Annotated in this window: 19 protein-coding genes; 11 read left to right on the forward strand and 8 right to left on the reverse strand. The window is 67.9% G+C overall.

Translation table 11 applies throughout. The features are described 5' to 3' along the window. Positions 1-221 precede the first annotated feature (221 nt). Positions 222-1,838, forward strand: a complete 1,617-nt coding sequence (locus ABIE04_RS07965) for a tetratricopeptide repeat-containing sulfotransferase family protein (protein WP_354548407.1) — start codon at positions 222-224, stop codon at positions 1,836-1,838. A gap of 72 nt (positions 1,839-1,910) precedes the next feature. Here ABIE04_RS07965 and nagA read toward each other — a convergent pair whose 3' ends face one another. The 3 genes from nagA to ABIE04_RS07980 are packed head-to-tail and all read right to left on the reverse strand — an operon-like array spanning position 1,911 to position 4,853. Then, a complete protein-coding gene (nagA, locus tag ABIE04_RS07970) occupies positions 1,911-3,050 on the reverse strand; it encodes an N-acetylglucosamine-6-phosphate deacetylase (protein WP_354548410.1) in 1,140 nt (379 codons plus the stop codon). A gap of 9 nt (positions 3,051-3,059) precedes the next feature. After that, on the reverse strand, positions 3,060-4,091 hold the full coding sequence (locus tag ABIE04_RS07975) for an SIS domain-containing protein (RefSeq protein WP_354548412.1): 1,032 nt from the start codon (positions 4,089-4,091) through the stop codon (positions 3,060-3,062). Between the two features lie 9 nt (positions 4,092-4,100). Next, the gene (locus ABIE04_RS07980; RefSeq protein WP_354548415.1) at positions 4,101-4,853 is read right to left on the reverse strand and encodes a GntR family transcriptional regulator; all 753 of its coding nucleotides are present in this window, start codon (positions 4,851-4,853) and stop codon (positions 4,101-4,103) included. A gap of 322 nt (positions 4,854-5,175) precedes the next feature. Between ABIE04_RS07980 and zwf the strand changes: the two genes are divergently transcribed. The 6 genes from zwf (at position 5,176) to ABIE04_RS08010 (ending at position 11,769) form a co-directional block, all read left to right on the forward strand. Continuing rightward, complete coding sequence (gene zwf / locus ABIE04_RS07985) at positions 5,176-6,639, forward strand: glucose-6-phosphate dehydrogenase (protein WP_354548417.1); 1,464 nt, start codon at positions 5,176-5,178, stop codon at positions 6,637-6,639. Between the two features lie 106 nt (positions 6,640-6,745). Next, positions 6,746-7,459, forward strand: coding sequence for a 6-phosphogluconolactonase (gene pgl / locus ABIE04_RS07990; RefSeq protein WP_354548419.1), 714 nt, complete (start codon positions 6,746-6,748; stop codon positions 7,457-7,459). 104 nt (positions 7,460-7,563) lie between these two features. Then, a complete protein-coding gene (gene edd / locus ABIE04_RS07995; protein ID WP_354548421.1) occupies positions 7,564-9,381 on the forward strand; it encodes a phosphogluconate dehydratase in 1,818 nt (605 codons plus the stop codon). Positions 9,382-9,510: 129 nt separating this feature from the next. Further along, positions 9,511-10,167, forward strand: coding sequence for a bifunctional 4-hydroxy-2-oxoglutarate aldolase/2-dehydro-3-deoxy-phosphogluconate aldolase (locus ABIE04_RS08000; protein ID WP_354548423.1), 657 nt, complete (start codon positions 9,511-9,513; stop codon positions 10,165-10,167). Positions 10,168-10,258: 91 nt separating this feature from the next. Then, the gene (locus tag ABIE04_RS08005; protein WP_354548425.1) at positions 10,259-11,080 is read left to right on the forward strand and encodes a TlpA family protein disulfide reductase; all 822 of its coding nucleotides are present in this window, start codon (positions 10,259-10,261) and stop codon (positions 11,078-11,080) included. A 53-nt stretch (positions 11,081-11,133) separates the two neighbouring features. Then, positions 11,134-11,769: a DUF998 domain-containing protein gene (locus ABIE04_RS08010; RefSeq protein WP_354548427.1), complete on the forward strand. Its 636-nt coding sequence runs from the start codon at positions 11,134-11,136 to the stop codon at positions 11,767-11,769. Between the two features lie 8 nt (positions 11,770-11,777). Here ABIE04_RS08010 and ABIE04_RS08015 read toward each other — a convergent pair whose 3' ends face one another. Together ABIE04_RS08015 and folE are read right to left on the reverse strand one after the other, a co-directional pair. Continuing rightward, positions 11,778-12,479 (reverse strand): RNA polymerase sigma factor, encoded by a 702-nt coding sequence (locus tag ABIE04_RS08015; RefSeq protein WP_354548429.1) that lies wholly within the window; start codon positions 12,477-12,479, stop codon positions 11,778-11,780. Between the two features lie 55 nt (positions 12,480-12,534). After that, positions 12,535-13,158, reverse strand: a complete 624-nt coding sequence (gene folE, locus ABIE04_RS08020) for a GTP cyclohydrolase I FolE (RefSeq protein WP_354548431.1) — start codon at positions 13,156-13,158, stop codon at positions 12,535-12,537. A gap of 161 nt (positions 13,159-13,319) precedes the next feature. Here folE and ABIE04_RS08025 point away from each other — a divergent pair, with 161 nt between their 5' ends. Together ABIE04_RS08025 and ABIE04_RS08030 are read left to right on the forward strand one after the other, a co-directional pair. Beyond that, positions 13,320-13,856 carry a DUF4142 domain-containing protein gene (locus tag ABIE04_RS08025; RefSeq protein ID WP_354548433.1) on the forward strand — a complete coding sequence of 179 codons (537 nt, stop codon included), beginning with the start codon at positions 13,320-13,322 and terminating at the stop codon, positions 13,854-13,856. A gap of 10 nt (positions 13,857-13,866) precedes the next feature. Further along, complete coding sequence (locus tag ABIE04_RS08030; RefSeq protein WP_354548435.1) at positions 13,867-14,217, forward strand: cupredoxin domain-containing protein; 351 nt, start codon at positions 13,867-13,869, stop codon at positions 14,215-14,217. A 124-nt stretch (positions 14,218-14,341) separates the two neighbouring features. Here the strand turns inward: ABIE04_RS08030 and ABIE04_RS08035 are convergent, their stop codons facing one another. The 3 genes from ABIE04_RS08035 to ABIE04_RS08045 all read right to left on the reverse strand — a co-directional run bounded on the left by ABIE04_RS08035 (position 14,342) and on the right by ABIE04_RS08045 (position 17,558). Beyond that, positions 14,342-14,683, reverse strand: coding sequence for a hypothetical protein (locus tag ABIE04_RS08035; protein WP_354548437.1), 342 nt, complete (start codon positions 14,681-14,683; stop codon positions 14,342-14,344). Between the two features lie 127 nt (positions 14,684-14,810). After that, complete coding sequence (locus tag ABIE04_RS08040; protein ID WP_354548439.1) at positions 14,811-14,966, reverse strand: hypothetical protein; 156 nt, start codon at positions 14,964-14,966, stop codon at positions 14,811-14,813. A gap of 156 nt (positions 14,967-15,122) precedes the next feature. Beyond that, positions 15,123-17,558 carry a S9 family peptidase gene (locus ABIE04_RS08045; RefSeq protein WP_354548441.1) on the reverse strand — a complete coding sequence of 812 codons (2,436 nt, stop codon included), beginning with the start codon at positions 17,556-17,558 and terminating at the stop codon, positions 15,123-15,125. Positions 17,559-17,707: 149 nt separating this feature from the next. On the opposite strand from ABIE04_RS08045, the gene ABIE04_RS08050 reads away from it, so the two are divergent. Further along, on the forward strand, positions 17,708-19,870 hold the full coding sequence (locus ABIE04_RS08050) for a prolyl oligopeptidase family serine peptidase (protein WP_354548443.1): 2,163 nt from the start codon (positions 17,708-17,710) through the stop codon (positions 19,868-19,870). Between the two features lie 101 nt (positions 19,871-19,971). Further along, complete coding sequence (locus tag ABIE04_RS08055) at positions 19,972-20,742, forward strand: energy transducer TonB (protein ID WP_354548445.1); 771 nt, start codon at positions 19,972-19,974, stop codon at positions 20,740-20,742. The last annotated feature ends 4 nt before the right edge of the window (positions 20,743-20,746 follow it).

Raw genomic sequence — 20,746 nt, forward strand, 5'->3', positions numbered from 1 at the left:
GACAGCGGCTGCAAGTGGCCTAACCAAGCCACCGACCTTCGGGTCGGTGGCTTTTTAATGTGGCCACCGAGTCCACTACCACAACACGGATCGTTGCCACCCCGCAGTATGGGCAATGGCACTGAACCGGAGAACCGCGATCACCCATTGCTGGAACCGATGCCGCAATCTGATTGCCTGGGGATTACATTCGTCGATTCGAGCAGCCTCCGGGAACACCCATGAACGTCACCCATACCTCCGTCTCGAGCGCCACGTTTTTTCGACAAATCCGAGAGTTCATTGACAGCAAGCAGTGGACAGCGGCGCAGAAAGCACTCGAATCACTCTTGCAGAGTGAGCCGCAAAACGTTCCGTTACGTATCGAGCTTGCCGCCGTGATTCTCCAACAAGGTCGCATGCGCGCTGCCACTTCGCAGCTGCTGCAGGCGGTGCCGATGCTGCCTAACGACGCCCCGACAATCATCCATCTGGCATGGCATCTGTCGATCAATGGCGAAATCCAGGGCGCGCGCGCGTGCCTGGCACACCTCCAACGCGCGCCCGACCCTCCGGCAGAAGTGCTCAGCGAGCAGGCTCATCTGCACTGGATGCTCGGGGAGATATCCGCAGCGCGAACATCGATGGATCGGGCCGTGGCGCTGGGTGTCACGACAAGCAGCGAATACTATCTCAATGCCATGCTGCACCAGTTCACGGGCAGGATAGCCGAGGCCGAGAGCGTGTTGCTGGCATGCCTGCAGCGCTGGCCACGCCATGGCGACTCGGCAGTCATTCTCGCCAATCTGCGCAAGCAGACGTTGGAGTCAAATCATCTTGAACTCTTTCGTGGCTCACTGGCCGGTATGGCGACGGACAGTATCACTATCCGCGACAGGTTTGCCCGCGCCGAATTCGAATCGGCGATCTTCAAGGTACATGACGACCTGGGTCATCAGGAGGAAGCATGGGCTGCACTGGAGCGCAGCAATGTACTGATGCGTGAGATAAATCCCTATGACAGAGCAGGCGAGAGTGCGCTGACCGAGGCGTTGATCCATGGCGCCGACGTGCTCGCTCCGGTTACAGCCACCCAAGTACCTCGGTTCGATGGCCCGATTCCCATTTTCATCGTTGGAATGCCCCGCTCGGGAACGACTTTGCTCGACCATATGCTTTCCGGTCACTCGGACGTGGTTTCCGCTGGTGAGATCCTGGATTTCCAGCGGCAGTTCCATTGGGTGACCGACGTTGCGCCCGGGGGCACGGAAGGCATGTTGGCGGCTATCAGCCGCTGTGAAGAGGTGGACTTCGCCGAGCTAGGCGCTCGCTACCTGAAGCAAACCCAATGGCGGGCACAGGGGCACAAGTACTACATCGACAAGCTACCCATCAACGTGCGAATGGTGCCGTTCATCCGACGCGCATTGCCGCAGGCGCGGATACTGCACCTGACGCGCGATCCGATGGATGTTTGCTGGTCCAATCTCAAAGTGATGTTCGGCATGGCATCCTCCTATTGCTACGATCAGCATGCCCTTGCGCACTATTACGGTGAGTATGTACGCCTGACGAACCATTGGCGGACCATCTTGCCAAGCGTCATGCTCGACGTTTCATATACTTCGCTGGTCACTGACCCAGCAACGACCCTTCATCAGGTATTGCTCCACTGCGGGCTGGAAATGGAAGAGAGCTGCCTGCATCCAGAGCGCAACGTCGCGCCCGTGGCAACTCCCAGCAGTGTCCAGGTTCGCGAAGCGATTCACTCCCACACCCTTGGTCAGTGGCGCCGCTACACAGCCCAGTTGAGTCCGCTGCAGCAAGCACTTGCTGGCTATGGCGTGAGCGTCGACTGAACATTCTGCGAGCGACGCGGGAGGGAATTTGCACCCGGCGCCTATTCGGGCTTTGCACCGCGTAATGGCGTTCTATTCCGGGCTTCCGCCTATCCAACTTCGCAGAACAACGTAGTCGTCATCAAGCACCACCAGGTCGGCGCGATAGCCCGGGGCGATGCGGCCGTGGCTTTCGCCGAGACCGAGGAACTCGGCCGGGTAGGTGCTGGCCATGCGTACCGCTTCCTCCAGCGGCAAGCCAAGCAGCTGCACCGCATTGCGCACCGCGCTGGCCATGTCCAGCGCGGAGCCGGCCAGCACGCCTTGCGCGGTCTGGCAGACGCCGTCTCGCACGACGATCGTTTCGCCATTGAGCACGTAGTCGGGACGATCCGCGCCGACCGGCGGCATCGCGTCGGTGACCAGCAGCATCTTGCCGCGCGGCTTGGCGGCGATCGCCACGCGCAGGCTGGCCGGATGCACGTGATGGCCGTCGACGATGATGCCGCACCAGCTGTCGGCATCCTCCAGCGCGGCGCCGACCACGCCCGGCTCGCGGCTGCCGAACGGGGTCATCGCGTTGAACAGGTGGGTGAAGCCGCGCACCCCGGCCGCGAGCGCGGCCCGGATCGTCTCGTAATCGGCTGCGGTGTGCCCGGCGCAGACGATCAGCCCGGCGCCGGCCAGCGCACCGATGCTGGCCAGCGGCACCTGGTCCGGCGCCAGCGTGAGCAGGCGCACGCCGCGGTGCGACGCGCACAGCAGCGCCAGCTCGTCGCTGCCCGGCGCGTGGAAGTATTTCGGGTCGTGCACGCCCTTGCGTGCCGCCGCCAGGTACGGGCCTTCCAGGTGGATGCCGAGCACGCCCGGCACGCCCTCGGCCAGCGCCTGCTCCACCGCGGCCAGCGCCGCGCGCATCACCTCCACGCGGTCGCTGATCAGGGTCGGCAGGAAGCCGGTGGTGCCGAAGCGCCGATGCGCGGCGCCGATCCGGCGCAACGTTTCCACCGTGGGCGCCTCGTTGAACAGCACGCCACCGCCGCCGTTGACCTGCACGTCGATGAAGCCGGGCACGAGCATCGCGCCGTGCAGGTCGTGCTGATGCGCGTCACGCACGCGCGGATCGTCAGGCGGCAGCAGGTCGACGATGCGCTCGCCCTCCAGCAGCACGGCAAGATCGTCGTGCCAGCCGTCGGCGGCGAGCACGCGGGCGTGGGTGAGGGCGGTAGTCATGGCGATTCCCTAGACCGTCTCGGTCACCTTGTTGAGGTGCGGCGGCACGTCGGGGTTGAAGCCACGGCGTAGCGACAAGGCACTGGCGGCGCGATAGAAGCTCTGGATGATCAGCAGCGGCGTGCATAGCGCAGGCAACCCGCTCGGCACCGGCAGCATGCCGCTGCCGTGGCGGCCGGGTGCGGCCACGAACACCTGTGCGCCGCGGCCGCGGAACTCGTCGGCCACGGCCAGCGTGCCGGCCAGGGTGTCGTCGTCCTGGGCGAAGCACAGCACCGGGAAGTCGGGACCAACCAGGGCCATCGGGCCATGCTTCACCTCGGCGGCACTGAACGCCTCGGCGTGCAGGCCGCAGGTTTCCTTGAACTTCAGCGCCGCCTCCAGCGCGATGCCGAGGCCGTAGCCGCGACCGACCACGAACAGGTTGTGTGCATGGACGAGGCCTTCGCTCAGCGCCGACCAGTCCGCATCCCAGCCGCTGCGCAGCGCATCCGGCAGCGCCTGCAGAGCGGCGCCCAGCTCGACGTCGCCGCGCCAGCGCGCGCACAGGTGCAGCACCGCGGCCAGCGCGGCGATGTAGCTCTTGGTCGCCGCCACGCTGCGCTCCGACCCCGCGTGCAGCGGGATCACCGTGTCGGCCAGCGCCGCCAGCGGCGAATCCTCGACATTCACCAGTGCCACCACGCGCGCACCGGCGATCTTCGCCGCCTGCGCATTGCGCAACAGGTCGGGACTCTTGCCCGATTGCGAGATCGCGATGAACAGCGCGCCCTGCCACTGCTGCTCGGCCGCATAGACCGAGGTGACCGACGGCGACGCCGACGCGGTGGCGATGCCCAGCTGGGTCTCGAACACGTACTTCGCATACGCCGCGGCGTGGTCGGAGCTGCCGCGCGCGCAGGTGACGATGAAGCGCGGCGGCTGCGCGCGCAGCTCCCGCGCCAGCGCACTCACCACCGCCTCGTTCGCGGCGAACTGGCGCGCGACCACCGCGGCAGACTCGTGCGCCTCCTGGTACATCAAGGTGTCGCGGGGGTCCATATCGATCCTTCAGTCGGTCTGCAGTTCGGCGACGAAATCGTAGATGTCGCCGCGATACCAGGAACAGGTGAACTCGACCACGCGGCCGTCGTCCAGAAAACTGCGCCGCTCGATGCTCAGCCCCGCACTGCCCACGTTGACGTGCAGCAGCCGCGCCTGCTGCGCGTTCAGCGATACCGCGCGCAGCCGCTGCAGTGCACGGCGCGGGCGCGCGTTGAGCTTCTCCAGCGCCTCGTACAGCGAGTCGTGCACCAGCAGCGGATCGGGCAGCACGCTGGCCGGCACCACGCTGCGCTCGATCGCCAGCGGTTCGTCCTGGCCGTAGCGCACGCGGTGCAGGCGCACCACCAGCGAGCCGGGCGACAGGTTCAGCGCCATCGATTCCTCCGGCGTCACCTCGCCGATGCCGCGCTCGAAAAACTCGGAACGCGGCGACAGGCCGCGCTCGCGCAGGTCCTCGGTGAAGCTGGTCAGCCGCGACATCGGCTTGACGATGCGCTCGGCGATGAAGGTGCCGGCGCCATGGCGCTGGGTCAGCAGGCCTTCCTCGACCAGGCCGGCGATCGCCTTGCGCACCGTCACCCGCGACAGCTTCAGCGCCTGCGACAGGTCGCGCTCGCTGGGCAGCGCCTGGCCCGGCTCGATGTCGCGGTGCTCGACGATGTTGCGGATCGCCCGGCGCAGGCGCAGGTAGGCCAGCGGCTGATGCGTGGCCGGATCGCGGCAGATCCGGCGGTATTCGTTGGCGAGGGCAGCTTCCATGCGGCGAACGATACCAATAGCGAACCACTGGCCGCAAGCCCGCCTCTGGCCCCGCTCGAAAGTCGTGCCCGGGCCGGCATCCGGAAAGGCGAGGCGCCACGGAACGACTTGTCTTGTCGTCTCCCCGTGCAAGCAGGGTCAGGCATCCCCGGCAGCCCGAGGTCGCTGCCCTGCTTGCGTATGGGGAATGAGGTCGTGGGGCTGTCGATGAATTCGTATGCAGACCCGTAGTCGATCTGGTATTTCACTGGTACCATCGACAAAACCCGGGTATCGCGCCATCCGGCCCTGCCCGCCATTCGGCATCGTCTGAGGTGTTCGCGTGACTGCTTCCTCCCAATCGGTCGAACCGTTCGACCTGGTGATCTTCGGCGGCACCGGCGATCTCGCCGTGCGCAAGCTTCTGCCGGCCCTGTTCCACCGCTTCCTCGACGGCCAGATCCCGGCCAGCAGCCGCATCGTCGGCATCGCCCGCGAGGCGCTGGACGACGACGGCTACCGCGCGCAGCTGCGTGAAGCGCTGATCGGCGTGTGCGCGGCGGCGCAGCTCGACGTGTTCCTGCAGCAGGTGTTCTACCGCCCGCTGGACGCGCGCAAGGACGAGGGCTGGGACGATTTCGCCGCCCTCATCGGCAACCGGCCCGACCATATCCGCGTGTTCTACCTGTCCACTTCGCCGGAACTGTTCGTCGACATCTGCAACCGGCTGGGCCAGTACAAGCTCAACGAAGGCGCCTCGCGGGTGGTGCTGGAGAAACCGATCGGGCGCGACCTGGCCAGCGCGAACCAGATCAACGATGCGGTCGGCAAGGTCTTCAACGAATCGCAGACCTTCCGCATCGACCACTACCTCGGCAAGGAGACCGTGCAGAACCTGCTGGTGCTGCGCTTCGGCAACGCGCTGTTCGAGCCGCTGTGGAACGCCGGGCACATCGACCACGTGCAGATCACCGTGGCCGAAACCCTCGGCGTCGGCCATCGCGGCGCCTACTACGACCGTGCCGGCGCGCTGCGCGACATGGTGCAGAACCACATGCTGCAGCTGCTGTGCATGGTGGCGATGGAGCCGCCGTCGTCGCTGGCGCCCGACGCGGTACGCGACGAGAAACTGAAGGTGCTGCACTCGCTGAAGCCCATCGACGACAGCAATGCCGCCCAACTCACCGTGCGCGGCCAGTACCGCGCCGGCGTGGCCGAGGGCGCCAGCGTGCCGGGCTATCCGGATGAGCTGGGCAACAGCAAGTCGAACACCGAGACCTTCGTGGCGCTGAAGGCGGAGATCGCGAACTGGCGCTGGGCCGGCGTGCCGTTCTACCTGCGCACCGGCAAGCGGCTGCCGAGCCGGGTGTCGGAGATCGTGGTGACCTTCAAGCCGGTGCCGCACTCGATCTTCAGCCCCGACGCCGGCACCTTGTCGCAAAACCGGCTGGTGCTGCGGCTGCAGCCGGACGAAGGCGTGAAACTGTGGCTGACCATCAAGCACCCCGGCCCCGGCGGCCTGCGCCTGCGCCATGTGCCGCTGGACATGAGCTTCGCCGAGGCGTTCGGCGTGCAGCAGCCGGATGCGTACGAACGCCTGCTGCTCGACGTGGTGCGCGGCAACCCCACCCTGTTCATGCGCCGCGACGAAGTGGAAGCGGCATGGCGCTGGGCCGGCCCGATCCTGGCCGCCTGGGCCGACAGCGGCGAGGCGCCGCGGCCATACACCGCCGGCAGCTGGGGCCCGAGCGCCGCCGTGGCGCTGATCGAGCGCGATGGCCGCACCTGGAACGAGGACAGTGAGTAGGCCGCGTTTACCGGCGCTTCACCCGACCGCGCCGTTGCGTGCGGCAGACTGGCGCTCCCTTCCCCACGATGCGCGCGGCCACACCTGACCCGTCGCGACAGCTGCCATGACCACCCATCTGAACGTCACCACGCACAGCTTCACCGATTGCCGCGCGCAGGCCATGGCATTGGCCGAACGCGTCGCCGAACGCCTGCGCAGCGGATTGGCCGAACGCGGCCACGCCGTGCTGGCGGTTTCCGGCGGCAGCACGCCGAAGGATTTCTTCGCCCGCCTGTCGCGCGAGAAACTCGATTGGGCCAGGGTCCAGGTGACCCTGGTCGACGAACGCTGGGTGGCGGACACCGACGAACGTTCGAATGCACGGCTGGTGAAGTCGCTGCTGCTGCAGCACGCCGCCGGCGCTGCGCAGTTCATTCCGCTGTACACCGGCGACGCCACCCCCGAAACCGGGCGGGCCAGCGCCAACGCGCGCATCGACGCGCTGCCGCTGCCGTTCGACGCCGTGGTGCTGGGCATGGGCGACGACGGCCACACCGCCTCGTTCTTCCCCGGCGGCGACCACCTGGCCGAGGCACTGGATCTGGACGGCCGCGCCCGTGTGCTGCCGATGCATGCGCCCGGCGCTGGCGAACCGCGCATCACGCTGAGCCTGCCGACGCTGCTGGAAACGCGCGCGCTGTACCTGCTGGTGGCCGGCGAGAAGAAACGCGACCTGCTTGCCGACGCGCGGCTCGGCCTCGGCGCCGCACGGGACTACCCGGTGCGCGCGGTGCTGACCCAGCAACGCGTGCCGGTGGCGGTGTACTGGTGCCCATGAAGGCGAGAAGCGAGCGACGAGGAGTGAGAGGTGAGAGGAATGCACCGACCACTTGCGCCCCCGCTCACTTCTCGCTCCTCTCCACTCACTTCTGGATTTGAATCATGACCACGCTGCACCCCGTTGTCGCCGAAGTCACCGAACGCCTGCGCGAGCGCAGCCGCGAGACCCGCGCGGCCTACCTCAGGCGGATCGACGCGATCGACCGCAGCGGGCCGCAGCGCGAGCACCTGTCCTGCGGCAACCTGGCGCACGGCTTCGCCGCCTGCGGCAGCGAGGACAAAGCCGCGCTGCGCAGCGGCCGGCGCGCCAACCTCGCCATCGTCACCGCCTACAACGACATGCTGTCGGCGCACCAGCCGTACGAGCGTTATCCGTCGTTGATCCGCCAGGTCGCGCGCGACGCCGGCTTCACCGCCCAGGTCGCCGGCGGCGTGCCGGCGATGTGCGACGGCATCACGCAAGGCCGACCCGGCATGCAGCTGTCGCTGTTCTCGCGCGACCTGGTGGCGATGGCCACCGCGGTGGCGCTGTCGCACGACATGTTCGACGGCGCGCTGTTCCTCGGCATCTGCGACAAGATCGTGCCCGGCCTGCTGATCGGTGCCTTGAGCTTCGGCCATCTTCCCGGCGCGTTCGTGCCGTCGGGGCCGATGCCCAGCGGCATCCCGAACGAGCAGAAGTCGAAGGTGCGCCAGGCCTATGCCGACGGCAAGGCGAGCAAGGCCGAGCTGCTGGAAGCCGAAGCGGCCTCGTACCACACCGCCGGCACCTGCACCTTCTACGGCACCGCCAACTCCAACCAGATGCTGATGGAGATCATGGGCCTGCACCTGCCCGGCGCCAGCTTCACCGCGCCGGACACGCCGCTGCGCGACGCGCTCACCGCCGAGGTGGTGCGCCGCGTCGCCGCGCACAGCGCGCTGGGCGACGCCTTCCTGCCGCTCGGCCACATCATCGACGAGCGCGCGATCATCAACGGCGTGATCGGCCTGCACGCCACCGGCGGCTCCACCAACCACCTGCTGCACCTGGTGGCGATCGCGCATGCGGCCGGCATCGCGCTGCGCTGGGACGACTTCGACGCGCTGTCCGGCGTGATCCCGCTGCTGGCGCGCGTGTACCCGAACGGCTACGCCGACGTGAATCAGTTCCACGCCGCCGGCGGCATGGCCTTCCTGATCGACCAGCTGCTCGGTGCCGGCCTGCTGCACGGCGACGTGCAGACCATCTTCGGCACCGGCCTGGAAGGCTATGCGCAAATCCCGCATCTCGACGACGCCGACACGCTGCACTGGCAGCCCGTATCGAAGCAGAGCGGCAACCGCGGCGTGCTGCGCGGCACCGACGAACCGTTCCGCGCCGACGGCGGCCTGCGCATGCTCGAGGGCAACCTCGGCCGCGCGGTGATCAAGGTCTCCTCCGTGCCGGACGATCGCCTGCTGATCGAGGCGCCAGCGATCGTGTTCGACGATCAGGACGAGGTGGCCGGCGCATTCAAGCGCGGCGAGCTGAATCGCGACTTCGTGGCGGTGGTGCGCTTCCAGGGCCCGCGCGCGAACGGCATGCCCGAGCTGCACAAGCTCACCCCCACGCTGGCGCTGCTGCAGGATCGCGGCCACCGCATCGCCCTGCTCACCGACGGGCGCATGTCCGGCGCCTCCGGCCGCGTGCCGGCGGCGATCCACGTCACGCCCGAGGCGGTCGCCGGCGGCAACATCGCGAAGATCCGCGACGGCGACATGATCCGGCTGGATGCGGCGAATGGACGTCTGGACGTCCTGCTCGAAGCACACGAACTGGACGCGCGCCTGCCACATGTCGCCGACCTTTCCCGCGAACACAGCGGCATGGGCCGCGAACTGTTCGGGCTGTTCCGCCAGGCCGCCGCCAACGCCGATCTCGGCGCCGGCGTGCTGTAGCTCTACTCCCTCCCCTGCTGTGCAGGGGAGGGTCGGGGTGGGGTGCTCTTGATCTCACCGCCAGCCCGAGCAACCCCTCCCAGCCTCCCCCTGCGCGCAGGGGGAGGAGCCAAAAAGACGGAGCCTCACGTGACCAGCCTCATCGAACAGAAGCAGCAGCAAGTCGAAACCCTCATGCGGCTGGCGCCGGTGATCCCGGTGGTGATCATCGACGACGCGAAGGCCGCGGTGCCGATGGCGCGCGCGCTGGTCGCCGGCGGCATTCCGACGATCGAGGTCACCCTGCGCACGAGCGCCGCACTGGAGGCGATCCGTGCGATCGCCGCCGAGGTGGAAGGCGCCGTCGTCGGCTGCGGCACCGCGCTCACCGCGCGCGACCTGCAGGCCGCGCTGCAGGCCGGCGCCCGCTTCGCCGTGTCGCCCGGCACCTCGCCGCGCCTGCTCGACGCGGCCGACGACAGCGAACTGCCGCTGCTGCCCGGCGTGGCCACCGCCAGCGAGGCGATGGCCCTGCTCGAACGCGGCTATCGCCACCTGAAGTTTTTCCCCGCGGTGCCGGCCGGCGGCACCAAGCTGCTCGGCGCCTGGGCCAGCCCGCTGCCGCAGATCCGCTTCTGCCCCACCGGCGGCATCAGCCTGAGCAGCGCACCCGACTTCCTCGCCCTGCCGAACGTGCTCTGCGTCGGCGGCTCCTGGCTCACTCCCGCCGACAAGCTCGCCGCCGGCGACTGGGCCGGCATCGAGTTGCTGGCGCGCGAGGCAGCCGGCTTGCGCCGGGCGGACTGACGACGGCCTGGCCGCGCGATACCGGGTAAGGTTCCCCCTTGCATATGTTCGCGCCATCGGCGCGAGTCCTCACCGGCAAGGATGGAAACACTTGAATATCGGACCGCTGGCCCTCTCGTCGGCCCTGCTGGCGCTGCTGTTCGGCATCATTGCCGCGCTCGCCACCGCCGGCTTTCTGGCCAGGCGCGGCTACGCCGACGCCGGCAATGCGTTGTACCTGACGCTCGGCCTCGGCCTGCTCGGCGCGCGTGCCGCTTACGTAACCGGCTGGTGGCCGCAGTACGTGCAGCAGCCGAGCAGCATGCTGAACATCCGCGACGGCGGTTTCGATCCGATCGCCGGTGCGCTCGGGCTGGTCGTGGCGGCGTTGCTGATCGGCTGGCGCAAGCCATCACTGCGTCGACCGCTGGCTGCCGGTGTGACCGTCGGCATCGCGGCATGGGCGTTCGCCGGACTGGTCGCGTACAAGCTGAGCACGACCACCCATCCCGGCTTGCCGGCCCTGCTGCTGAGCGACCTGGACGGCCGCGACGTGGCCCTGGAAAAGCTGCGCGGCCAGCCCACCGTGATCAACCTGTGGGCGACCTGGTGCGGTCCGTGCCGGCGCGAGATGCCGGTGCTGGCCGAGGCGCAGCGGGCGATGCCGCAGATCCGCTTCGTGTTCGCCGACCAGGGCGAATCGGCGGCCGCGGTGAAGCAGTTCATGCAGGTGCAGCGGCTGGCGCTGGACAACGTGCTGATCGACGGCAACCTGCAGCTGTCGAACCACTACAACGCCCGCGGCTACCCGACCACCTTGTTCCTCGATACCGACGGTCGCCTGCGCGACATGCACATCGGCGAGTTGTCGCGCGCCACGCTGGCCGACCGCCTGCAGCGGATCCGTTCGCCAGATGCAGCGGCGCCCCGCTGACCGCGCCGCCGCCATCTCCACGCGAGCGACTCAACCGCCACCAGGTGAGGTCCATGGACAACCCAGATCCGTCCGCGCATCCCAACGCCTCGACCAGCCGCGCGCTCGGCAACATCGCGCTGGCCGGCCTGCTGGTCTTCAGCATCGTCGCCGTGGCCGTGCAGGTACTGCGCAGCGACCTGGACTGGATGGACGCCCCGCTCAGCTTCTACCTGCTGGATGCCTACGGCCACTGGCTGCAGGCGGCATACATCGTGCTGGCGTCGGCGCTGGCCGCGCTTGGCGCGGGTTACTACCTTGCGTTGCGGGACGGACGCCGCAGCGCGGCGCCATGGTTGCTGTTCGTCTGCGCCGGCGTCGGCCTGTGCGCGACCGCGCTGGCGCACAGTAACCTGCCCGGCCGCGCGCCCACGCTGGAAGGCTTCGTGCACGGCATCGCGGCACAGACGGCGTTCCTGTGCGTCAGCGTGGCGATGCTGTTGCAGTCGTGGTGGCTGCGCGCCAACCCGCGCTGGCGTTCGCGCTTCGCGCCGGCGTTCGCGCTGGCGCTGGCCTGCTTCGCGGGGATCTGGGTGGATGCGCTGTGGCACGGCATGCCGCGCGGGCTGGAACAGCGGCTGGTGATCGCGCTGATCCTGGCGTGGCTGCTGCTGGCGGCGAACTGGCTGCGGCGCCAGCGTGCCGCTTGAAAGACGCCTTACGCCGTTTCGGCCTCCAGCCGCGCCATCACCGCGTCGGCGACGCGGGCGCAGCGCTGGCCCATGAACGGGAACGCCTCGCTCATGGTCGCGGCCAGGGTGCCCTGCAGCGACGTGCGCAATAGCCGGCGCGCGCGGTGCAGGCGGGTCTTCACCGTCTCCGGCTTGATCGCCAGCAGGCTGGCGGTCTCCTCGACCGAGCATTCCTCGACTTCGCGCATCATGTAGACGGTGCGGAATGATTCGGGCAGTTCGTCAATGGCGTGTTCGAGCAGGTGGCGGATCTGTGCGCGGGCGGCGGACACCGCCGGATCCTCGCTGCCGAATTTCGAGGGGAACTGGATGATCTGGTGGGTATCGTCCGCCGCCGCGTCGACCTGCTCCAGGCCGACCATGGTGTGGCGCTTGCGCAGCCGGCCGCGCGCCTCGTTCAGCACGATGCTGGTCAGCCAGGTCAGCAACGTCGAGTCGCCACGGAACGAATCCAGCTTGTGATAGGCACGCATATACGATTCCTGCAGCACGTCTTCCGCTTCCGAATCCTCGCCAATCACCGCACGCGCGACGCGGAACAGCCGCTGGTTGCAGCGCTGCATGATGTGGCGGAACGCCTCGCGATGGCCGTCGCGGACCTGCGCCACCAGCGCGTGGTCGTCCAGCGCGGCGTAATCGACGGGTGCAACATGGGCATGGGCTGACATGGCTTTCTCCTTTTACACCTGATCCGATGCTGCGAGGTGGCCCGAGGTTCCCGGGTCAGCCGGCCAGCGTGGCCAGGATCTCGGTGCGGCGCGGTTCCTGCGCAAATTCGCCGAGCAGGCGCCGGGTCTGCATCGACACGCCGTGCAGGCGCACGCCGCGCGAGGACAGGCATTCGTGGCTGGCCTGCACGATCACCGCCACGCCGCGCGGGTGCAGCACCTGGGCCAGGGTATCGGCGATCTCCACGGTGAGCCGCTCCTGGATCTGCAGGCGCCGGCCGAACGCCTCGACCAGCCGCGCCAGCTTGGAGATGCCGACCACGCGCTGGTTCGGCAGGTAGGCGATATGCACCACGCCGCGGATCGCCGCCATATGGTGTTCGCAGGTCGACTGCAGCGGGATGTCGCGCAGGATGACCAACTCGTCGTAGCCGCCGACTTCGCCGAAGGTGCGGCTAAGCAGGCCGGCCGGGTCCTGCCGGTAGCCGGCGAACCATTCCTCGTACGCACGCACCACGCGCGCCGGCGTGGCCAGCAAGCCTTCGCGCGCGGGTTCGTCGCCGGCCCAGCGGATCAGCGTGCGCACGGCAGCTTCCGCCTCGGCACGCGTGGGGCGGGGAGTTTCGCCGGCCGGCATCGGCGCAGCAGTTGAAGCGATGGTTTGATCGAGTTCGAGCATGGGAGAGGTTTCGCTGGGGTGACAGCTGATCCGACGCAGGCGCCGCGTTCGAGGTTCCCGCTGCACTCCGCGCACTCGCCGGAACCTGTGCGCCGCTGCTGCATCTCATGGGCACCGGCAAGCTTCGCTCGCCCTTCGTCCATTCCAAGGAGACACTGCTCATGAACAAGCCCCTGTTCGCCCTCGTCCTCGCGCTCGGCCTCGGCTCCCTCGCCAGCGTGCACGCCCAGCAGGCGCCGGCCGCCCCCGCGATCAACGACGCACAGATCGCCCACATCGCCTACACCGCCGGCGCGATCGACGTCACCGCCGCCAAGCAGGCGCTGAGCAAGTCGCACAACAAGGCGGTGATCGAGTTCGCCAAGGAAATGGCGCGCGACCACGCCGCCGTGAACGACCAAGCGCTGGCGCTGGCCAAGAAACTGGGCGTCACCCCGGCCGACAACGCCACCAGCCAGTCGCTGGCCAAGGGCGCCGCCGCCGAACAGACCAAGCTGGCCGCGCTCAGCGGCGCCGCCTACGACAAGGCCTATGCCGCCAACGAAGTGGCGTTCCACAAGGCCGTGCTGGCCGCACTCGACGGCACGCTGATTCCGGCCACGCAGAACGCGGAGCTGAAGTCGCTGCTGGAAACCGGATCGAAGCTGTTCCACGAACACCAGATGCACGCCGAGCACCTGGCTGCCAGCCTGAAGTAAGGAGCGCACCATGTTCCGCAGCACGATTCTGGTCGCCGGCTTGCTGATTCTTGGCTGGGGCCTCGCGCCGGCATTCGCGGCCACCCCGGCCACGGCGTCCGCGACCACGCAAGCACGGACCGTGCACGTGATCGTGCTCGACAAGATGGTGTTTGGTCCGATGCCCACCGGCGTACGCGCCGGTGACATCATCGAATGGGTCAATCACGACATCTTCGAACACAGCGCCACCGCCCGCGACGGCAGCTTCGACATCGACCTGAAACCCGGTGCCACCGTGCGCACCACGGCCAAGGCCGGTTCGTTCGCGTTCTTCTGCAAGTTCCACCCTGGCATGACCGGCACCCTGGTCGCCAAGTAACCCGGCAGCAACTCTCTCCCCTCGAGGTTGCAAGGTCGTCCTACCGCGACCTTGCATGCTGCCGGTCCCCCGGTCGCAGCGCTGGATCGAACCGATCCCGCTGCGGCCGTTTTTTTATGCCGGCTCACTCGCCCGGCGGCACCTTGGTCAGCTCCACCCCGTCGACCGTCATCTTCCACGCGCCGCCGTCCTCGTGCGGCGGCATCGAAACCACGAAGGTGGTCTTGACCGGGCCGATGCCCACCACAAAATTGTCGCCCTCGAACGCCTGCAGCGGACCGTTGACGGACTTGCTCACGCCGCCATCCACCCGCTTGTAGTTCACGTTGCCGCTCTCGGTGATCAGCAGACTCATCGTCGACGAACGCCACTGCCCCGCATAGGCGAGCCTGTCCGGCGGCAACGGCTTGGCGCAACCGGCCAGCAGCAGGCAGCACGCCACGAAACCCCACAGCCACTTGCGCATGTTTTCCCCCTTTGAATCGTAAGGCCGCATCGCGCGTAGCCGCTATAGCAGGCTCCGCTCCGTCACCGGATCGGCCAGGAAAGTGGTCCGCATCACATCACCGTGTTGCAGACGATCCCCTGGTTGATCAGATAACCGCCGCCAAGCCGATCGCCGCGGCAGAAGCGGCGAGGTAATACCAGGCGCCCGCGAACAGTGGATCGCCGGCCAACCAGGCAACGGCAGGAAGCGGAAGCGCCACGGTGGCCGCGAACACGAAATCCTGACCAGGGGTAATTTCCATGCGCACTCCACATTCCGTGTGACTGGGCCGAAACGCAGCGGTGTGCGAAGGCTATGCCGTGCGAACCGTCAAGGCAACCATCCAGTCGATTTGTTCCCGGGCGACCGCGTGCAGGAGCAACAGTGTGTGCCTGCACGGGCGTCGATGGCGCGCGAGTCAGTGCGTCGTGGCTTCCTTCACCGGCTTCACGTACGTCTCGAACAGCTCGTCGATGCGGCGGTACTCGTCGTACCACGAATCGGCGTGCACGAAGCCGTGGCGTTCCAGCGGGTACAGCGACATCCAGAAGTTCTTCTTGTGCAGTTCGATGAAGCGCTGGTACAGGCGGATCGAGTCCTCGGCGAGCACGTTGTCGTCGATCAGGCCGTGCTGGATCAGCAGCGGGTCCTGCAGTTTTTCCGCGTATTCGATCGGCGAACTGGCCGCATAGGCTTCCGGATCGAGCTGCGGGTCGTTGAGGATGTCCGAGGTGTATTCGTGGTTGTACAGCGTCCAGTCGCTGACCGGGCGCAACGCGGCGCCGGCCGCGAATTGGCCCGGCGCGCGCAGCAGTGCCATCTCGGTCATGAAGCCGCCGTAGCTGCCGCCGTAGATGCCCACGCGCTGCGGATCGACGTGGTGGTGCTTCACCAGCCACGCCTTGCCGTCGAGCAGGTCCTCCAGTTCCGGGTGGCCCATCTGGCGGTAGATCGCGGTGCGCCAGTCGCGGCCGTAGCCCTCGGAGGCGCGGTAGTCCATGTCCAGCACCACGTAACCCTGCTGCACCAGCAGGTTGTGGAACAGCTGCTCGCGGAAGTAGTTCGACCACGACAGCGTGACGTTCTGCAGGTAGCCGGCGCCGTGCACGAAGATCACCGCCGGCTTCGGCGACGAATCCTCGCCCGCCGGGCCGTAGTACTTCGCCCAGATGCTGCCGGCGCCGTGGCTGGACTTCACCTCGACGATCTTCGGTGCGATCCAGTCGCGCGCGCTGAACGCGGCCTTCATGGTATTGGTCAGCTCGCGCGGCGTGCCGCCGGCGGACGGCTGGACGGCCAACTGCGGCAGCACGTACGGCGAGGAATGCAGCACGGCGAGTCGCGTGCCATCGGGCGACAGGGCGAAGTCGTCCATGCCCTGGTAGTTCGTCACGCGCGCCAGCTCGCCGCCGGCGGACGGCACGCGATAGACGTCGTAGCTGTACGGCGCCACCTGGTTCGTGCGCAGGTAGAACCACTGGCCGTCCTCGCTGAGCTGCGGGTGGCTCACCTCGAACTTGCCGGCGGTCAGCGCCTTCGCCTTGCCGTCGAGCGGCTTGACGTAGAGCTGCGACCAGCCGGTCTGCTCGCTCAGGTACCACAGCGTGCGGCCATCCTTGAGCCAGCCGAAATCGTTGAAGTTCCAGTTGATCCAGGCGTGGTCGGTGAGCCGCTGCTGGTTGACCAGCGCGTGCTTCGTGAAGTCCACGCTGGCGATCCAGCGATCCTTGTTGTCGATCGCGCGCAACTGGATGGCGAGGTTGCGGCCGTCGTCGCTCCACACAATGCCGCCGCCACCGCCGTCATCGGCGCTGGAGATGATGCGCACGGCGCGCTGTTCGGGCGCCTTCAGCGCCTTGGCCTGGTCGGCCTTGCCGGCCTTCTGCAGCGCGGCGACGGCGCGCGCGCGCAGCTCCTTCAGCGGATCGTCCTTGATGCCGGGCAGCGTGTCGGCGGCCAGCGGGTACGACTGGCGATTGGCCAGGTCGAGCAGCAGCAGCGATTGCGGCGCCGGGTCCTTGCGGCCCACGTACACGCGGGTCTCCTTCTGCTCGGCGTAGCCGGAGTCGGTGACGTAATGGGTGACTTCCGGCGCCTTGCCCTCCTCGTGGCCTTTCGGCGCGGTGACCAGCAGCAGCCAGCGGCCGTCCGGCGATAGTTCGCTGTCGACCGGGGTGATCTTGTCGCCGAGGAAGAACGGCAGCGGCGCGCGACCCGGATCGGCGGCGGCCAGCGCCTTGTCCTCGTCGCGCCGGGCCTGCCTGTCGGCCTTGATCTGGCGCAGCGTCTTGAACAGCTCCAGCTGCCGCTCGCCCAGCGCGTCCGGCTGCTTCGCCTGCGGATCGTCGGCGAACTTCAGTACCGCCACGGGCGCAGTGACGCCGCTGGCCAGGTCATGGCTGTACCAATCGTTGCCGTCGCGGAACTGCAGGGCGCGGCCGTCGGCGGAAAAGCGCGGCGCAGATTCGTCCTGTGGCGTGCGCGTGACCTGGCTGCGCCGGCCGCTGGCCAGGTCCACCACGAACACGTCGCCGTGCAGGATGAAGGCGGCATGCTTGTGTGCGCGGTCGAATACCGCCGGGCCGTCGGCCTGCGCCAGCGCGGCCGGGTCGAGCTTCACGCTCTGCCCCGTTGCCGGGTCGACCCGGTACAGGTCACGCAGCGGGCTGCCGTCGCGCTTCAGCGAGTAGTACACGCTGCGCCCGTCCACGCTCCAATACGGCGATTCCACCGCCTGGCCGATCCAGTCGGGGTTGGCCATCACGGTTTCCAGGTCGAGTGGCGTCGATGCCGACGCGGCGACAGCCGGCGCGGCGGTGAAGGCTACGAGGGCGGCAAGCAGCAATCGGCGCATGGATTCTTCCCCGGGCAAAAAGACCAGCATAACCGAGCATGCCGCTGGCACGCGGGTGCCCCTGCCCAAAGTCAGAGGTCGACGGCTGCAATGGCGGCGGCGCGTTGCTACTCTCCTTGCTTCTACGTCTTCCCCATGGAATCCCCACCATGCGCCTCGCTCCCCTCATAGCCACCCTGCTGCTCGCCGCCGGCAGCGCCGCCGCGGCCCAGCTGCCGCCGGTGGACTCCTCGTCGAAGCCGCCGCGCGAAGTCGCGCTGATCGGCGAGCCGCAGCCGCTGCCGCCGCCCACGCCGCGGCATCCTGCATCCAGCGAGTTCCACGGCGTCAGCGTGGCCGACCCGTACCGCTGGCTGGAGGATCCGGCCGACCCGGCGGTGCGGCAGTGGACCGCCGCGCAGAACGCGTACACCGAAGCCGCTTTGGCGGCGATGCCGCAAGGCAAGGTGCTCACCGCGCGAGTGCAGCAACTTGCGATCACCTCGACCACGCGCTCCGACCCGACGCTGGCCGGCGGCACGCTGTTTTACCTGCAGCAGACCCCGCCGCAGCCGCAGCCGGTGCTGATCGCGCAGGCGTGGCCTGACGGTGCGGCGAAAGTGCTGGTGGATCCGAACGCCGGCAACGACGGCACCGCGATCACCGCCTACTGGCCGTCGCCGCATGGGCGCTACCTTGCCTACGGCACCGCCGAGGGCGGCAGCGAGCTGACCACCATCCGCGTGCTCGACGTGCACAGCGGCAAGACCCTGCCCGACACCCTGCCCTGGGCCGGCGGCGGCACCACGCCGCAGGGCCTGGCCTGGGATGCCGACGAGCGCGGCTTCAGCTACGTGCGCTTCGCGCCGCCGGCCGTCGGCCAGGCGGTGGAGCAGTTCCACGCCACCTTGGTGCACCACGCGCTGGGCCAGGCCGCCACCGCGGATACCGTGGTGTTCGGCAAGGGCTACTCGAAGACCGCCGAATACGTGCTGGTGAACGCGCCGGCCACGGCGCAGGCCGCGGTGCTCGCCTACGACGGCGACGGCGGCCCGGCCGAGGTTTTCCTGCAGCGCGGCGGAAGCTTCCGGCGCGCGCTCGACCGCGGCGCGAACGTGCGCACGGCTGCATGGGTGAATGGACGTCTGTTTGTCGCGTCATTCCGGGACGCGCCGCGCGGCCGGATCGTGGCCATTGGCGACGACGGCAAGGCCGTGCCGGTGCTGGCCGAGCGCGAGGGTGCGATCCAGCAGATCGCCCCGCTCGGCGACGGCTTCCTGGTGGTGCGCAGTTGGGGCCCGAACTGGTGGGTCGAGCAGTACGGCGCCGACGCGAAGTTCGTGCGCCGGCTGCCGCTGCCGGAACACGGCATCGGCATCGGCGAGATCGCTTCCGAATCCGGCCAGGACAAGGCGCTGATCAGCTACAGCGGCTGGACCACGCCCGCGCGCTGGGCCGAATACGACGGCCGCAGCGGCAGCCTGAAAACCGTGTTCGAGGTGAAGCCCGCGGCCGACTATTCGAAAGTCGTCGTGCAGCGCATCGACGGTACCTCGAAGGACGGCACCAAGATTCCGGTGACCGTGCTGTCGCTGCCGGGCACCACCCCGAACGGCGCGCGGCCCACCATCCTGTACAGCTACGGCGGTTTCGACATCCCGATCAAGCCGGGCTTCATCGGTTCCAACCTGGCGTGGCTGGAACACGGCGGCGTGCTCGCCTACGCCAACATCCGCGGCGGCAACGAGAACGGCCAGCAGTGGCATGCGCAAGGACAAAAGCTCGACAAGCAGAACGTGTTCGACGACTTCCACGCCGCCGCGCTGGCGCTGATCGACGCACGCTGGACCGACCGCGCGCACCTGGGCATCCTCGGCGGCAGCAATGGCGGCCTGCTGATGGGCACGCAGATCGTGCAGCACCCCGGCGACTACCGCGCGGTGGTGGCGCGCGTCGGCATCTACGACATGCTGCGCCACGAGACCGACTTCGCCAACGGCCCGTACAACATCCCCGAATACGGCAGCATCGCGGACCCGGCGCAGTTCAAGGCCACCCTGGCCTACTCGCCGCTGCAGCACGTGCAGGCGAACACCGCCTACCCGGCGGTGCTGCTCACCACCGGCGAAAACGATCCGCGGGTGGCACCGTGGCAATCGCGCAAGTTCGCCGCCGCGCTGCAGAACGCCAGCGCGTCGACGCGGCCGATCCTGCTGCTGACCCGCATGAACGCCGGCCACGGCGTCGGCGCCCCGTTCAGCCAACGCGTCGGCGACACCGCGATTGGGCTGACCTTCTTCGCGCACGAGCTGGGGTTGGACGTCATGCCGTAAATGCAGTGACGGTGCGCGGGCTACCCAGTGCGCCGCCCCTGCGGCATGATGCTCGCTCGCGCGGTGCGGGGGCACCGGCGTTCACTAGGGAGGGTGTTGCGATGAAAAACGTCATGCTTTGTGCAGGCATGCTTCTGTTGACCGGTTCCTTGGCGGCCCGGGCAGCCGAGTCGCGCGAACAGGCTTACGCGATCGGCGCCGATGTAGATACCACAGGACATGTCACCGCTATCCAAGTCGAGCAGAACGTACCAGCATCGATCGCCGCAGTACTGACTTCCGCGGTGAAGCAATGGCAATTCGTACCGGCCACACGCAATGGCCAACCGGTATCCGCACACACGTTCATCTACGCCAAGTTGCAGGCGTTGCCGAACGCGAGCGGCCAATACGACTTGCACATCCGCTTCGCCGGCAACGGCCCCAAATTCGATAGGGCCGGCAGGCAACCCCCATATCCCCGGGAGGCGGTGCACAAGCGTCAGGCTGCATTCGTTATCCTCAACGCTACCGTGCAACCCGACGGCCGCCTGGCCGACATGACGGTGAGCGACCGATTTGCGGAATGGCCGGTGTCGGCGTCATTCAAGAATGCCGCACTGAAGATCGCCAGGACCTGGCATTTCATTCCGGAACAGGCCGACGGTCAGCCGATAGCGACGCAAGTGCGCATACCGATCAATTTCACTTTGAGAGATCAAATACTCACTCCGGAGCAAGTCAAAATCTTGCGTGAAGCCGTGCGCAAGGAAACTGCCGCTGCCGACGCCGAAGCCGCCCAACCAGGCATCCAGCTTCCATCGGAGCAACTGGTTGCGCTGGACAGCCCGCTACAGCCGGGTGCCGTCGCCACTATCATCAGCGCTCCCTGATTCC

Origin of the sequence: Rhodanobacter soli (assembly GCF_040548735.1) — a bacterium.
Taxonomy (GTDB): Bacteria; Pseudomonadota; Gammaproteobacteria; order Xanthomonadales; family Rhodanobacteraceae; genus Rhodanobacter; species Rhodanobacter soli_A.